Raw genomic sequence first — 14,105 nt, 5'->3', positions numbered from 1 at the left:
ACCACCGCCTCCGCTCGGACGTCACTCCCCCTGCAAGCCGCTCGCACAGGTCGCGGGCGGGGGACGACGAAGGGCGGGCGGGGAGCTGTGACGCGGCTGACCGATGCGGTGAGCGAGGCCGATCCGAGCGCGGGAAGGGAGGAACGGCGGTTCTCCGTGGACGGGTTCGCGCCGCGCCACGACGGCCGGGCCCGGGAGAACGGCAAGGAGCTGCGCGGGCGGGTGCCCCGCGAGGAGCACGCCCGATTCACGCCCGCCGCCGACCGGCCGACGGCCGTCGAGGCGATCGAGACCTCCAACGCCGGCCGCATCCCCGACCTGGTGCCGATCCGGGTCGGCCGGATGGCGGCCACCCCCTTCGCCTTCCTGCGCGGCTCGGCCGGGCTGATGGCCGCCGACCTCGCGGGCACGCCGGTCACCGGGGTGACCGCCCAGCTGTGCGGGGACGCGCACGCCGCCAACTTCGGCCTCTACGGCGACGCCCGCGGCCAACTCGTCATGGACATCAACGACTTCGACGAGACCGTACCCGGCCCCTGGGAGTGGGACCTCAAGCGGCTGGCCGCCAGCCTGGTACTGGCCGGGCGGGAGGCCGGAGCCTGCGAGGCCAACGCCCGCGAGGCCGCCGCCGACGCGGCCGGCTCCTACCGCCGCACCCTGCGCACTCTCGCCAAGCTGCCCGCGGCGGACGCCTGGAACGCCGTCGCCGACGAGCGGTTGGTCACCTTCGCCGAGGCGCACGACCTCGCCGACGTGCTGCGGAAGGTGGGTGCCAAGGCGCTCGGCAACACCAGTGCCAGATTCGCCGCCAAGAGCACCGTCCGGGAGGCGGACGGCAGTTGGCGCTTCGTCTCCACGCGCCCGGTGCTCACCGAGCTGCCGTACCCGCTCGCCGCGGCCGTGGCCCGGTCGCTCGGCCCGTACACGGCCACGGTGCCCACGGAGGTGCGCACTTTGCTCTCCCGCTACCAGGTGCAGGACGTGGCGTTCCGGGTGGTCGGCACCGGCAGCGTCGGCACGCGCTCGTACGTCGTGCTGCTCACCGACCACCGGGACCAGCCGCTGGTGCTCCAGGTCAAGGAGGCCCGCCCGTCCGTGCTGCTGCCGCACCTGGCCCGCGCGGGGTATCCGGTGCCGGCACCGGAGGACCCTTCGGTGAACCACGAGGGCCGCCGGGTGGTGCTCGGCCAGAAGCACATGCAGGTGGTCAGCGACACCCTGCTCGGCTGGACCAGCGTGAACGGACGCCCGTACCAGGTGCGGCAGTTCCGCAACCGCAAGGGCAGCGTCGACCCGGCCGCGCTGCTGCCCGGCCAGCTGGACGACCACGCCCGGATCACCGGCGCCCTGCTGGCCCGCGCGCACGCGCACACCGCCGACCCGGGCCTGCTGGCCGGCTACTGCGGCAAGGGCGAGGCGCTGGACGACGCGATCGCCGCCTTCGCGGTCGCCTACGCGGACCGGACGGAGGCCGACCACGCCGACCTGGTCGCGGCCGTGCGCAGCGGCCGGCTGCCGTCCGAGCCGGGCGTCTGACGCTCCGACACCGGCCTCGGGCCCTGGGTCAGCTCGACAGGAACGGCGCCACCGCGGCGACGTACTCGGCGGGCCGGGCGCTGTGCACCAGGTGGCCGGCGTCGATGGTGACCGTGCGGCAGTCGGGGATCAGGCGGGCGAGTTCGGCAATCCGGTCCTGCGGGACGTGGCTCGTCGGGCCGCCCGCCACCAGCAGGGTGGGGGCGGTGACGGCCGCCAGGCCCTCCCGCCAGGCCGGGTCAGGGGTGTCCACCTGGGCCTTCAGGGGGCGGACCACCGCCCAATCGAAGTCCACCGGCTCGTCCGGCCCGTCCGGCACCGCGCTCGCCGGGCGCGGGTAGGGCGCCGGGATGTCCTCCAGTACCAGCCGGCCGACCCGCTCCGGCCGGGCCTGCGCGAGCAGGTAGGCGACGACGCCGCCCAGCGAGTGGCCGACCAGGTCGACGCGGGCGAGCCCGAGCGCGTCGAGGAAGGCGAGCACGTCGTCCCGCATCGCCTCCACGCCGTAGTGCTCGGTGCGCCCGCTGTCGCCGTGGCCGCGCAGGTCGAGCGCGTACACGCGGTGCCGCGGCGCGAGAGCGGGCAGGACGCCGTCCCAGTCGGCGGCGCGCTCGCCGAGGGCGTGCAGCAGGACCAGCGGCGGGCCGTCGGGCGGGCCGCTCTCGCGGTAGGCGATCGCCACGCCGGGCAGGTCCACGATCCGAACGTCCGTCATGGCGATCACCGTACGCCCCACCGGCCGGTCAGCGGACGGCTGTTCGCCCTCGGCTCACGGCCTCGCTCCCGCTCGCGTCCCCCGGCGTCTCCTGCGGCGTCGCCCGGCCAGCGCCCACCGAGGCGAGCACAGCAAGCCCCGCCAGTGCCGCGCACACCAGGCTCGCGTACAGGTACGCCGAGCGGTGCCCGCCGCCCCCGGCCGTCGCCCGCAGGTAGACCCCGGACAGCGCCGAGACGCCGACCGCCGCCGCGATCCGCTGCGCCATCTGCAGGATCGCCCCGCTCACCCCGGCCGCCTCCGCGGGCGCGTGGCGCAGCACGTACGCCTGGTTGGTGGCGCCCATCAGGCCCACCGAGGCGCCGCCGAGCAGTTGCAGCAGTGCCAGCAGCCACGGCAGGACGGCGGCCGGGGCCCAGTGCGCGACCAGCCCGCTGGTCAGCATCACCAGCGCCGAGCCGGTCATGGCCGCCGTGACGGTCCGCCGGCCGAAGCGCCGCACCACCCGCCAGGCGAGCGCGGAGGCGACACCCATGGCGACCGCCGAGGGCAGTGCCACCAGCGCCGCGCCCATCGGGGAGAGGCCGAGGCCGTCCTGCAGGAACATCGTCAGCACCAGGCCTGCGGCGAGGGAGGAGCCGAACTGGGCCATCGCGGTCGCGGTGCCGAGCGCGTACGGCGCGGAGCGGGTGAGCGCGGGGTGGATCAGCGGGTGGCCGCCCCGGCGCGCGTAGCGGCGCTGCCACCAGACGAGCCCGCCGAGCAGCAGGGCGGCGACGGCCGCGAAGGCGAGCCACCCGGTCCAGGCGGGCGGCTGGACGAACGGCAGCATCAGCGCGAGGGTGAGCGCGCCGACCAGCAGCAGGCCGACCAGGTCGAGGTCGGCGTGCCGCGCGCTCGGGCGCGGCCGGGGCAGGTGACGCACCGCCAGCGCGACGGTCGCCAGGCCGAACGGCACGTTGAGCAGGAAGGTCAGCCGCCAGCCCTGCTCGGGGCCGACGGCCGCCAGCACCGCGCCGCCGACCGGCGGGCCGAGGGCGAAGGCGAGTCCGCCCGTCACGGCGTACAGGCCGAGTGCGCGGGCCCGCAACTGGCCGTCGAAGACGTCCTGGAGGGTGCCGATCATCTGGGAGTTGACGAGCCCGGCGCCCGCACCCTGGAGCAACCGGGCGGCGATCAGCACCCCAGGGTCGGTGGCGGTCGCGGAGACCACGCTGACCAGGGTGAACAGCGCGAGGCCGGTGACGAAGAACCACTTGCGGCCCTTGACGTCGCCGAGCCGTCCGCCGGGGATCAGCGCCAGGCCGAAGGCGAGCGAGTACCCGGCGACGATCCACTGCAGGTGGGCGGGCTGGGCGTGCAGGCCCTCGCGCAGCGCGGGGATGGAGGTGTTGAGGACGGACTGGTCGAGCAGCGTGGTGAACCCGCCCGCGACACAGACCAGCAGGACGCGGCGCCCGGCGGCGTCGAAGCGCTCGCGGGGCGCCGCGGATATGCCCGACGTGCTCGGCCTCACGGCTCGACCACCACCAGTGCGTAGCGGGCCTCGCCCGGGCCGAGGCTGCGGAAGCGGCTGGTCGCGGCGACGTAGCGCAGGCAGTCGCCGGGGCCGAGCCGGTTCGGCTCGCCGTCCACGGTCAGCTCCAACTCGCCCTCCAGCACCCAGAGATGGTGCTCCAGGCCAGGCACGCACGGCCGGTCGTAGGCGATGTCCGCGCCGGCCGGGAGCCGGCCCTCGATGATCTCGGCCCGCAAGGAGTTGTGCGGCGGCGACACCGAGCGGCGGACGAACCCGCTCACCTCGTCCCGCCAGACCCGCTGGTCCCCGGCCCGGACCAGCCGCGCGGGAGCGGACTCGACCTCGGCGAGCAGCCGGGACATCGTCCGCCCGTACACGGCGCAGAGCCGGCCGAGCAGTGCGGCGGTCGGGCTGACCTCGGCCCGCTCGACCCGGGAGAGCGTGGAGCGGCTGACGTCCGCGCGCCGCGCCAACTCCTCAAGCGTCCATCCGCGTTCGACCCGGAGCTCCGCGAGCCTGCCGGCAAGCCGCTCGTCCACGGCCATCTCGATTCCCATATTCGCGATGCTATCCCGGATTCGGGATCTCTCCCCGAGTCGTGCACGACTGCTCGCCGACCCCTCGGCCCGAAAGGGCCGGTGATCATATGATGTGCGGCGAATCGGGGCTGGTCAGCGGCCCGCACAGGCGAGGGGGATCATGTTCGGCATCATCAGACCGTGCAAGCACCGGCTGTCGGAGCGCTTGCAGACCTCGTGGATGGCGCACCTGTGCGGGCTCTGCCTCGCGCTGCGCGACGACCACGGGCAGCTCGCCCGCACCGCCACCAACTACGACGGCCTGATCATCTCCGTGCTGGTCGAGGCCCAGAGCGCCCGGGACGACGCCTCCTGGCGGCGCACCGCCGGGCCCTGCCCGCTGCGCGGCATGCGCACCGCCTCCGTCGCCAAGGGCGAGGGCGCCCGGCTCGCCGCCGCCGTCTCGCTCGCCCTCGCCTCCGTCAAGATCCGCGACCACGTCGAGGACCGCGACGGCGTCTTCGCCCGTCGCCCGGTCGCCGCCGGGGCCCGGGCGGTCACCCGGCGCTGGGACCGGCAGAGCGCCGGCAGCGCCTCGACGGTCGGCTTCGACACCGCCGTGCTGCTCGACGCCGCCTCCCGCCAGGGCGAGTTGGAGCGCTCGCTGCCGCTCGGCGGCTCCGTCCTGCTGGTCACCGAACCGACCGAGAGCGCCACCTCGGCCGCCTTCGCCCACACCGCCGTGCTCGCCGGACGCCCCGGCAACGCCGCCCCGCTCGCCGAGGCCGGACGGCTGTTCGGCCGGCTCGCCCACCTCCTCGACGCCGCCGAGGACCAGGCCGCCGACGCCGAGAGCGGCGCCTGGAACCCGCTCACCGCCACCGGCACCGACCGCGCCGAGGCCGAACGCCTCTGCCGCGACGCCGTCCACGGCATCCGGCTCGCCCTGCGCGAGGTCGAACTCACCGACCGGGCCCTCGTCCACGTCCTGCTCGCGCACGAGACCGAGCGCGCCGTCGAGCGGGTCTTCGGCCCGGCCGGCCATGCCGCCACCTGCCGCACCCACACCCCGTCCGGCGACCACCCCCACGACGCGCCCCCGCGCCAGGACCCCGGCCAGCACCCGAACCAGGCGCCGATCCCCCCGTGGGTACCGCAGGGCCCCGGCTTCGGGCCGATCGGCCCGAAGCCGCCGCACCCGCGCAACCTGCTGGCAGGCTGCGCGGTGTGGGCGCTGATGGCCTGCACGTGCCAGCTGCTGTGCTGCGAGCACAACGACCCGTTCAGCCGGCAGCGCCGCAAGGGCTTCTGCGAGCGGCACGACTGCGACTGTGACTGCGGCAACTGCGACTGCAGTTGCTGCGACGGGTGCGACTGCGACTGCTGCGACGGGTGTGACTGTTGTGACGGGTGCGACTGCGGCTGCGACTGCTGATCACCCGTCCCGGCGCACCACCTCCCGGTCCGCCGCCAGCGAGTTCTCCAGCCCCGCCAGCAACTGCCGGAACCGCTCGGTGTCCTCCTGACTCATCCGCCCCTCGGGCATCCGTGCCCCCGATCCGTCGATCACTCGCTCGTCCATGCCTGCGACGCTAGGCGCGGACGATCAACGACCGATAAACACGCCGCCGTCAACGGCCTGGTGGGCGCCCCCGATTCGGGGGCGCCCACGTGCATGTGCGGCCTGACGTCCAGCCGGCTCCCCCGCGCCCGCCCGGGCTACCGCAGGGCGGCCGCGAGCAGCACCCCGGCGGCCTCGCGCGCCTCGGCGGCAGGGGCGGCGTCGCCGCGGATGGCCGCGGCGGTGATGGCCCCCTCGGCGAGGAGCGTCAGGTGGGCGGCGGTCGCGGGCGTGGCACCCGCGGCCGCGGCGAGGCGTGCGAGATAGCCGGCGAACTCGTCCTTGTGGTGCCGGGCGGCCGCGGCGACGGCGGGCGAGCTCGCCCCCAGCTCACCGAAGGAGTTGACGAACGCGCAGCCCCGGAAGGTGGGTTGGGCGAACCAGAGGGCGAGCCAGTCGAAGACGGCGAGGAGTTGCTCGCGCGGTTCGTCGGCGGCACCGGCGACGTAGTCCGCGAGGTCCGCGCGCCAGCATTCGTCCCGGCGCAGCAGGTAGGCCTCGACGAGGTCGCCCTTGGACGGGAAGTACTGGTAGAGGCGGCGCAGCGTGACGCCGGAGGCGGCCCGCACGGCGTCCATGCCGACCGCCTGGATGCCCTGCCCGTAGAACAGGTCCTCGGCCGCGTCGAGGATGCCGGTCCGGGTGGCGTCGTGGTCCATCTGCCCTGCCCTTTACGTGAGAACGATGGTTCTCCTATGGTAGCCGAGGAGGTGAGAACGCTCGTTCTCACCATGCGCCGACTCAAGGAGACCCGCATGTCCGCACAACGCCCGCCGCTGCCCCCGTTCACCGAGGAGACCGCCCGGCAGAAGGTCCGGGCCGCCGAGGACGGCTGGAACACCCGCGACCCGCAGCGGGTCACCCTCGCGTACACGCCCGACAGCCGGTGGCGCAACCGCGCCGAGTTCGTCACCGGACGCGAGGAGATCACCGCCTTCCTCGCCCGCAAGTGGCGCCGCGAACTGGAGTACCGCCTGATCAAGGAACTCTGGGCGCACGACGGCCACCGCATCGCCGTGCGCTTCGCCTACGAGTGGCGCGACGACTCCGGCCAGTGGTACCGCTCGTACGGCAACGAGAACTGGGAGTTCGACGCGGACGGCCTGATGGCCCACCGCCACGCCTCCATCAACGACCTGCCGATCGCCGAGCGCGAGCGCCTCTTCCACTGGCCCCTCGGCCGCCGCCCCGACGACCACCCCGGGCTGAGCGAGCTCGGCCTCTGAGCCACGTTCAGCCGACGGGACCGGGACGGCGGTGCGGCGGTCGCGGCCGCCGCGCTACTGCGCCGGTCCCGCACCCGAACGATGATCGCGTAGCAGGCGGTGCACCGATCGTTACCACTTGACAGGATACGTAATACTGTCACGCATGCCATCCGAGATGCACCCCTTCCTCGACCATCGAGGGCCCCTCGCCTTCGCGCACCGGGGCGGCGATCTCGGTCACCCCGAGAACTCGCTCGCCGCGTTCGAGGCCGCCGTCGCCCTCGGCTACCGCTATCTGGAGACGGACGTGCACGCCACCGCCGACGGCGTGCTGGTGGCCTTCCACGACACCCGCCTCGACCGGGTCACCGACCGGGCCGGAACCGTCGCCGAGCTGCCCTGGGACACGGTCCGTCAGGCCCGGATCGGCGGCACCGAGCCCATCCCGCTGCTGGAGGACCTGCTCGGCGCGTTCCCGCAGGCCCGCTTCAACATCGACGTCAAGGCGGCCCCGGCCGTCCGGCCGCTGGTCGAGGCGATCCGCCGGACCGGCGCCTGGGACCGGGTCTGCGTCGGCGGCTTCTCCGACACCCGCCTGGCCGCGGTCCGCGCCGCCGCCGGCCCCCGGCTGGCCACCTCGCTCGGCCCGCGCGAGGTGGCACGGCTGCGGCTGCGCTCGCTGGCCGGGCCGCTGCTCGCCGGGCGCGGGGCGCCGTGGGCCGGGGTGTGCGCGCAGGTGCCGGAGCGGCACCGCGGGATCCGGGTGGTCGACCGGGCGTTCGTGCGCACCGCCCACCGCCTCGGCCTGCAGGTCCACGTCTGGACTGTGGACGATCCCACACGGATCAGGGCTCTCCTCGACCTGGGTGTGGATGGCATCATGGCCGATCGCATCGACGTCCTGCGGGACGTCCTGGGCGAGCGCGGGTGCTGGAACGACGGCAGCCGCGGCTCCGGCACGGGGATAGGAACTTCATGAAGACCGCGACCGATCTGCCGGCCCACCCGGCGGCCGCCACCGACGACCGCGCCCTGCGCCGGATGCAGTTCGGCTGGTACGTCAACGACTGGGCCAACGCCGCCTTCTCGGCCACCGTCCTGACGGTGTTCCTCGGGCCGTACCTGACGTCGATCGCCAAGAACGCCGCCGACGCGGCCGGCGACGTGCACCCGCTGGGCCTCTCGATCCGCGCGGGGTCGTTCTTCCCGTACACCGTCTCCTTCTCCGTGCTGATCTCGGTCGGGGCGATGCTGCTGGCCGGTACGGTCGCGGACCGCACCGGACGGCACAAGGAGCTGATGTGCGGCTTCGCGTACGTCGGCTCGATCGCCACGATGGGGATGTTCTTCCTCGACGGCGACCGCTACCTGCTCGGCGGCGCACTGCTGGTGGTCGCCAACATCGCCTACGCGGTCTCGGTCGCGCTCTCCTACGCCTACCTGCCGGGCCTGGCCTCCCCCGACGAGCGCGACTCGGTCTCCTCCAAGGGCTGGGCCTACGGCTACGCGGGCGGCGGCCTGCTGCTGATCGCCAACCTGGCCCTGTTCGAGGGCCACGACGGGCTCGGCCTGTCCTCCGGCACCGCCGTGCGGATCTGTCTCGCCTCGGCCGGACTGTGGTGGGCGCTGTTCACCGTCGTCCCGCTGCTCCGGCTGCCGTCCCGCGCCGGCGCGGCGCCCGTTCGCACCGACCCCGCCGTCACCGAGCCCCACACGGAGCCCGGCGCCACCGAGCCCGACCGGCCCGCCGCCGGCAGCCTGCGCGAACTCGCCCGCACCCTGCGCGGCATGCGCCGCTACCCGCTCACCCTGCTCTTCCTGGGCGCCTTCCTCTGCTACAACGACGGCATCCAGACCGTCGTCTCGCAGGCCTCCCTGTACGGCAGCGAGGAACTCGGCATGGACCAGACCTCGCTGGTCGCCGCCGTCCTGCTGGTCCAGATCGTGGCGATCGGCGGCGCGCTGCTCCTCGGCCGCATCGCCCGCCGGTACGGCGCCAAGCGGACCGTCCTCGGCTCGCTCGTCGGCTGGGTGATCACCCTCGCCCTGGGCTACTTCATGCCCGCCCACCAGCCCGCCTGGTTCTACGCCCTGGCCTGCATGATCGGCCTGGTGCTCGGCGGCAGCCAGGCGCTCTCCCGCTCGCTGTTCTCCCACCTCATCCCGGCCGGCCGCGAGGCCGAGTACTTCAGCGTCTACAAGGTCAGCGACCGCGGCACCAGTTGGATGGGCCCGCTGGTCTTCGGCCTCGCGTACCAGGTCACCGGCAGCTACCGCTCGGCGATCATCTCGTTGCTGATCTTCTTCGTCATCGGCTTCGCCGTGCTGGCGAAGGTGCCCGTCCGCCGCGCCGTCGAGGCCGTCGGCAACCCGGTCCCCGACCGCCTGTGACGACCGGCAGCGCGGCTCCGAGTTCCCTCGGAGCCGCGCTGTTCCACAGCTGTGACGTCCCGTCGACCTGACGCGGACCCGCTGCTGGGAGGCTCCTCTGTGAAACGAGCAGCACACATGGGGGGCCTGAAAGAAATGTCCGTTCGCAACAGCTTCGGCACCGTCGCCGCGATCGCCCTGATGACCACCGCCGGCACCGTCCTGGTCTCGGCCTGTGGCCCGAACGACTCCGGCAACGAACCCGCGGCGACCACCGCCCCGGGCACGGCCGCACCCGGCAAGAGCGGCGGGACGGGCGGAACGGGCGGCAACGGGGGCAAGGAGACCAACGGCACCAGCGCGGCCAACCACCTGACGATCAGCACCGGCACCCAGACCGTGGTGATGAACGGCACCACGGTCGACTTCGGAACGGTCGTCCGCGACCTCGCCTGGTCGCCGGACGGCAAGAAGGCCGCGTTCGTCAACGGCAACGGCGACCTCGTCACCGCCAACCCGGACGGCAGCGGCAAGGTGACGGTCGCGAAGAACCCGGGCGGGGAGACCTGGTCGCACCCGACCTGGCAGCACGCGGAGAAGAGCGCGAGCGTCACCGACACTCCCGGCTTCCTGGAGCGGTTCAACACCATCGTGTTCGCCGCGTCCAAGAACAACGTCCTGCGCCTGGAGAAGGTCTCCGCGAAGGCCACCAACGGCACCCCCGAGGTGCTGACGCCGCACCGCTCGGAGGGCGGCGACTCCAGCAGCATCCCGCAGCCGCCCGAGACCGGCAACACCTGGTCGAACGCCGGCGGCAAGCGCGGCGAGATCGCGTACGCCAACACGCCCGCCGGTGAGGTCTTCATCTACGACGACTACCTCCGGGCCTCGACCCGGGACATGGGCAAGGGCTCGGAGCCCGCGCTCTCCCCCGACGGCGAGCAGATCGTCTTCGTCCGCGCCGTGAACGGGCACGACCACCTGTTCACCCGCAGCACCGACGGCATGAGCAAGGCCGAGAAGGACCTCACGCCCTCGGCGACCACCGACTACACCGAGCCGGCGTGGTCCCCGGACGGCAGGACGATCGCCGTGCGCACCCCGGAGGGGATCAGCACCGTGCCCGCCGACGGCTCCGCCGCCCCGACCCCGGTCTCCACGTTCAAGGGCCTGGCGGCCTACCGGCCGTGAGCCGCTACCGGCGCCGGTCCAACTCGGCGCGCAGCTCGGCGAGATGCGCGTCCGCGTGCTCGTGCGGCAGGTACTCGACCACGTCGAGGAAGCGGAAGAGCACCCGCGTGCCGGTGACGGCGTACTCGTAGTCACCGAACCCGACCACCGCCCCCGTGCCGCCGCGGGCGGTGCCCCGCACGACGGCGGACGTCAGCTCGTCCGGGGCGCCGTCGGCGGTGATGCGCCGGCGGGCGTTGGGCCGGGCCAGGTAGGGGCAGACCATCGCGGCGTACAGCATGCAGGCGCGGTGGCCGGGCCCCTCCATCGTGGGCGCGAGGTTGCGGTACGGCCGCCCGGCCGCCAGTGCCTCGGCGATCGCCGCGCTCTCCGCCGCGCCGACCACCCGCCACACCGGGCCCTGCGGCATCAGCGTGTCGCACACCGAACAGCGGCGCTCCAGCGCGCAGTTCGCGCTGCGCTCGTAGTCGGTCAGCGCGAACTGCGGCTCGTCGCCCTGCCACGGGGTGATCGCCGGGACGGGGTAGCCGCGGACGTCGCGGGGCCGGGCCTCGACGGCCGGCGGCATCGGAACGGAGTCGAAGCGCACGGCCCATGCTTACCAGGCGGCCGGTCCGTGCGTCGAGCCGTCAGTCGCCGGCCTCCTGGGCCAGCAGGACCTTGCGCAGCAGGTCGGCGAGCGTGTGGCGCTCGCGGGGTGTCAGCACCCCGAGCAGGCGGTGCTCCTCGCGGCCGACCACGTCCAGCGCCTCCCGCCAGGCGGCGCGGCCGGCCTCGGTGAGTTCGACGTCGACCTTGCGGCGGTCCTCGGTGGAGGGGGTGCGCACGACGAATCCGCGGCGTTCGAGGGCTTCGAGCCGGCCGGTGATGGAGGCGGGCGCCAGGTCGAGGTCGGCGCGCAGATCGGACGGGGCGGCGTGGCCCCCACGGCCGGCGAGCTCGTGGAGGGTGTCGAACTCGTGCTTCTGCAGGCCGTAGTCGGCCACGCCCTGTTCGCGGACCTGGCGGAAGTGCCGGGAGAGCTTGCTCATCCGGGTGACGGCGCCCTCGATGTCCGGGTCGAGGTGGGGCAGCACCGGCGTCCAGCGCTCCACATGGCCGTCCGTCCAGTCGCGGGGCAGGTCCGGTCGCCGGTCGGGGGGCTCTTCCATGGCGCCAGTCTATGCGGGAGGCAACGACACCTCGACGCTACCGAAATATTCGTTGCCGAAACTTCGGCGCCGAAATACAGTGCTGGCCGTGAGCCGACACCCCCTCAGACTCCGTGATTTCCGGCTGCTCTTCATCGGCCGGACCGTCTCCACCCTCGGCGACGCCGTCGTCCCGGCCGCCCTCGCCATCGCCATCACCCGGGCCACCGGGTCCTCCGGCGCCCTCGCCCTGGTCCTCGGCTGCACGATGGTGCCCCGCCTGCTGCTGCTCCCGCTCGGCGGCGTGGCCGGGGACCGCTGCAACCCGCGCCTCGTGGCGCTCACCACCGACCTCGTCCGGGCCGCGGCGCAGCTGCTCGTCGGCGTCGAACTCGTCGGCGGACGGCCCAGCCTCGCGCTCATCGCCGCCGCGGAGGCGCTCGGCGGCATCGCCTCCGCCTTCGCCATGCCCACCGCCGCGCCGCTCGTCGCGGCCACCGTCGCCACCACCGCCGACGGCGGCCTGCGGATGCGGGCCAACGCCCTGCTCGGCGCGGCGGGCAGCGCCGCCCGCCTCGGCGGCCCCGCGCTGGCCGGCACCCTGGTGTTCACCGCCGGACCGGGCTGGGCGTTCGTGCTCGACGGCGCCTCCTTCGTGCTCAGCGCCGCCCTGCTCACCCGGATCACCGTCCGCCACCAGCCGGGCGAGCGCCGCTCGCTGCTCCGGGACCTCGCCGAAGGCTGGGGCGAGGTGCGCTCCCGCACCTGGTACTGGACCAGCCTGATCGGCCACGCCGCCTGGAACGGCGCCAACGCCGTCCTGCTCACCCTCGGCCCGCTGATCGCCGCCCGGCGCCTCGGCGGGGACGGCGTCTGGGTGGTCCTGACCCAGGCCGGCGCGGTCGGCATGCTCGTCGGCTCACTGCTGGCCGGGCGCGTCCGGCCGCGGCGCCCGGTGCTGGTCGCCAACCTCGGTCTGGCCCTGTTCGCGCTGCCGCTGCTCGCCCTCGCCGCGGCCGCCCCGGCACCGGTCACGGTGGCCGCGCACGCCGTCGCCATGGTCGGGCTCGGTTTCCTCAACCCGGTCTGGCAGACCGTGGTCCAGCAGGAGATCCCCGCCGGGGTGCTGGCCCGGGTCAGCTCGTACGACTGGCTGCTCTCGCTCGCCGCGGCCCCGCTCGGCTACCTCCTCGCCCCGCTGGCCGCCGACGCCTGGGGCAGCGCCGCACCGCTGCTCGTCGCCGCGGCGCTGGTCGCGCTGGCCTGCGGCGGCACGGCGGTGGTGCCGGGCGTGCGGCGGGTCGGCTCGGGCGCCGCCGAAGAAGTGCCGGACCCGGGACGGACGCCGTCCCGGGTCCGGTGAAGGTGCGTCAGTTCCAGATGCCGGTGATGTCGGCGGCCGTGGCGGCGTTGCCCGCGTGGGTGGTCAGGCCCGCCAGGTCCTCCAGGGTGCGCAGGACGTTGTAGTGGTTGTAGGTGGTGGCGGAGCTGCTCCCGGGGGCGACGTGGGCGCCGTACAGGACGGTCGGGATGCGGTTGCCGGCCAGCCGGTTGTCCTCGTCGAAGGTGACGACCAGCAGGCTGTTGTGGGCGGCGGCCCAGGTGGCGTAGCCGCCGAGGTTGTTCTTCAGCCAGGTGTCGCCGGTCTTGACCGAGCAGTCGTGCATGTCGTTGCACAGGTTCGGCACGACGAAGGACACCTTCGGCAGGGTGCTGTAGTCGGTCGGGAACTGGCCGAAGGTGTAGGCCGAGTTGAGGGCGACGTTGCCGAAGCCGAACCACGGGTTGTGCTTCTGCGCGTAGTTCCCGCTGCTGCACACCGTGCTGCCCTGGGAGGGCAGCGACTCGTTGTAGCTGGCCCAGGTCTTGCCGGCGGCGGTCAGTTCGGAGGCCAGGTTCGGGGCCTGGAGCGCGCCGACCGTCACGCAGCTGTCGTCGGTGATGCCCTGGGTCGAGCCGGAGAACAGCGCGTAGTAGTTCGGCTGGCTCGGGTGGGTGATGGCGTACGACTGGGTGAGGTTGGCCCCGCCCCTCGCCAGGGAGTTGATGTAGGGGGCGCTGGTGCTGCCGATCACCTGGCTGTAGGCGTGGTTCTCCATCACGACCACGATGACGTGGTCGGGCGCCGGTAGCGCGGCGGCCTGGGCGGAGGGGGCGGTGGCGGCCCAGAGGCCGACGGAGGTGGCGGCGAGGGCGGCCGCCGAGGCGAGTGCGGTGGCGGTCCGGCGGGAGCGGGGCTTGGCGGGAGAAGGCATGACAGGTCCTCGGGGGAATCGGGGATCCGGGGTCGGCGTCTC

Annotated in this window: 15 protein-coding genes; 7 read left to right on the top strand and 8 right to left on the bottom strand. The window is 74.0% G+C overall.

Going from position 1 to position 14,105, the window contains the following annotated elements:
* Positions 1 to 96 precede the first annotated feature (96 nt).
* Positions 97 to 1,536 (top strand): DUF2252 domain-containing protein, encoded by a 1,440-nt coding sequence (locus F7Q99_RS37335; protein WP_153471443.1) that lies wholly within the window; start codon positions 97 to 99, stop codon positions 1,534 to 1,536.
* Positions 1,537 to 1,564: 28 nt separating this feature from the next.
* Here F7Q99_RS37335 and F7Q99_RS37330 read toward each other — a convergent pair whose 3' ends face one another.
* The 3 genes from F7Q99_RS37330 to F7Q99_RS37320 are packed head-to-tail and all read right to left on the bottom strand — an operon-like array spanning position 1,565 to position 4,327.
* On the bottom strand, positions 1,565 to 2,251 hold the full coding sequence (locus F7Q99_RS37330) for an alpha/beta fold hydrolase (RefSeq protein ID WP_153471098.1): 687 nt from the start codon (positions 2,249 to 2,251) through the stop codon (positions 1,565 to 1,567).
* 28 nt (positions 2,252 to 2,279) lie between these two features.
* Positions 2,280 to 3,767, bottom strand: a complete 1,488-nt coding sequence (locus F7Q99_RS37325) for an MFS transporter (protein WP_326847534.1) — start codon at positions 3,765 to 3,767, stop codon at positions 2,280 to 2,282.
* Positions 3,764 to 4,327: a helix-turn-helix domain-containing protein gene (locus F7Q99_RS37320; protein WP_153471094.1), complete on the bottom strand. Its 564-nt coding sequence runs from the start codon at positions 4,325 to 4,327 to the stop codon at positions 3,764 to 3,766. Before F7Q99_RS37320 ends, F7Q99_RS37325 begins: the two co-directional genes overlap by 4 nt.
* A gap of 142 nt (positions 4,328 to 4,469) precedes the next feature.
* Here F7Q99_RS37320 and F7Q99_RS37315 point away from each other — a divergent pair, with 142 nt between their 5' ends.
* Positions 4,470 to 5,723, top strand: coding sequence for a DUF5685 family protein (locus F7Q99_RS37315; protein ID WP_153471091.1), 1,254 nt, complete (start codon positions 4,470 to 4,472; stop codon positions 5,721 to 5,723).
* On the opposite strand, the gene F7Q99_RS37310 is transcribed toward F7Q99_RS37315, so the two are convergent.
* Both F7Q99_RS37310 and F7Q99_RS37305 read right to left on the bottom strand, forming a co-directional pair.
* Positions 5,724 to 5,870, bottom strand: coding sequence for a hypothetical protein (locus tag F7Q99_RS37310; RefSeq protein WP_153471088.1), 147 nt, complete (start codon positions 5,868 to 5,870; stop codon positions 5,724 to 5,726). It lies immediately after the preceding gene.
* A 137-nt stretch (positions 5,871 to 6,007) separates the two neighbouring features.
* Entirely contained in the window at positions 6,008 to 6,568 is a 561-nt protein-coding gene (locus F7Q99_RS37305; protein WP_153471086.1) for a TetR/AcrR family transcriptional regulator, read from the bottom strand.
* 96 nt (positions 6,569 to 6,664) lie between these two features.
* Between F7Q99_RS37305 and F7Q99_RS37300 the strand changes: the two genes are divergently transcribed.
* The 4 genes from F7Q99_RS37300 to F7Q99_RS37285 all read left to right on the top strand — a co-directional run bounded on the left by F7Q99_RS37300 (position 6,665) and on the right by F7Q99_RS37285 (position 10,678).
* A complete protein-coding gene (locus F7Q99_RS37300; RefSeq protein WP_153471083.1) occupies positions 6,665 to 7,135 on the top strand; it encodes a nuclear transport factor 2 family protein in 471 nt (156 codons plus the stop codon).
* Positions 7,136 to 7,280: 145 nt separating this feature from the next.
* Positions 7,281 to 8,096 carry a glycerophosphodiester phosphodiesterase gene (locus tag F7Q99_RS37295; RefSeq protein WP_153471081.1) on the top strand — a complete coding sequence of 272 codons (816 nt, stop codon included), beginning with the start codon at positions 7,281 to 7,283 and terminating at the stop codon, positions 8,094 to 8,096.
* Positions 8,093 to 9,508, top strand: a complete 1,416-nt coding sequence (locus F7Q99_RS37290) for an MFS transporter (protein WP_153471078.1) — start codon at positions 8,093 to 8,095, stop codon at positions 9,506 to 9,508. The genes F7Q99_RS37295 and F7Q99_RS37290 overlap by 4 nt, the downstream gene beginning before the upstream one ends.
* Before the next feature lie 135 nt (positions 9,509 to 9,643).
* Positions 9,644 to 10,678, top strand: coding sequence for a TolB-like translocation protein (locus tag F7Q99_RS37285; protein WP_153471075.1), 1,035 nt, complete (start codon positions 9,644 to 9,646; stop codon positions 10,676 to 10,678).
* Positions 10,679 to 10,682: 4 nt separating this feature from the next.
* On the opposite strand, the gene F7Q99_RS37280 is transcribed toward F7Q99_RS37285, so the two are convergent.
* Together F7Q99_RS37280 and F7Q99_RS37275 are read right to left on the bottom strand one after the other, a co-directional pair.
* Entirely contained in the window at positions 10,683 to 11,267 is a 585-nt protein-coding gene (locus tag F7Q99_RS37280) for a hypothetical protein (RefSeq protein ID WP_326847533.1), read from the bottom strand.
* 40 nt (positions 11,268 to 11,307) lie between these two features.
* Positions 11,308 to 11,829, bottom strand: a complete 522-nt coding sequence (locus F7Q99_RS37275; protein WP_153471072.1) for a MarR family winged helix-turn-helix transcriptional regulator — start codon at positions 11,827 to 11,829, stop codon at positions 11,308 to 11,310.
* Between the two features lie 88 nt (positions 11,830 to 11,917).
* On the opposite strand from F7Q99_RS37275, the gene F7Q99_RS37270 reads away from it, so the two are divergent.
* Positions 11,918 to 13,171, top strand: a complete 1,254-nt coding sequence (locus tag F7Q99_RS37270; RefSeq protein WP_326847532.1) for an MFS transporter — start codon at positions 11,918 to 11,920, stop codon at positions 13,169 to 13,171.
* Between the two features lie 7 nt (positions 13,172 to 13,178).
* On the opposite strand, the gene F7Q99_RS37265 is transcribed toward F7Q99_RS37270, so the two are convergent.
* Positions 13,179 to 14,063 (bottom strand): alkaline phosphatase family protein, encoded by an 885-nt coding sequence (locus tag F7Q99_RS37265; protein WP_153471066.1) that lies wholly within the window; start codon positions 14,061 to 14,063, stop codon positions 13,179 to 13,181.
* Positions 14,064 to 14,105 lie beyond the last annotated feature (42 nt).

Origin of the sequence: Streptomyces kaniharaensis (genome assembly GCF_009569385.1) — a bacterium.
In the GTDB taxonomy this organism is placed as follows: Bacteria; Actinomycetota; Actinomycetes; order Streptomycetales; family Streptomycetaceae; genus Kitasatospora; species Kitasatospora kaniharaensis.
This window is presented reverse-complemented; position numbering and strand designations above follow the sequence as displayed.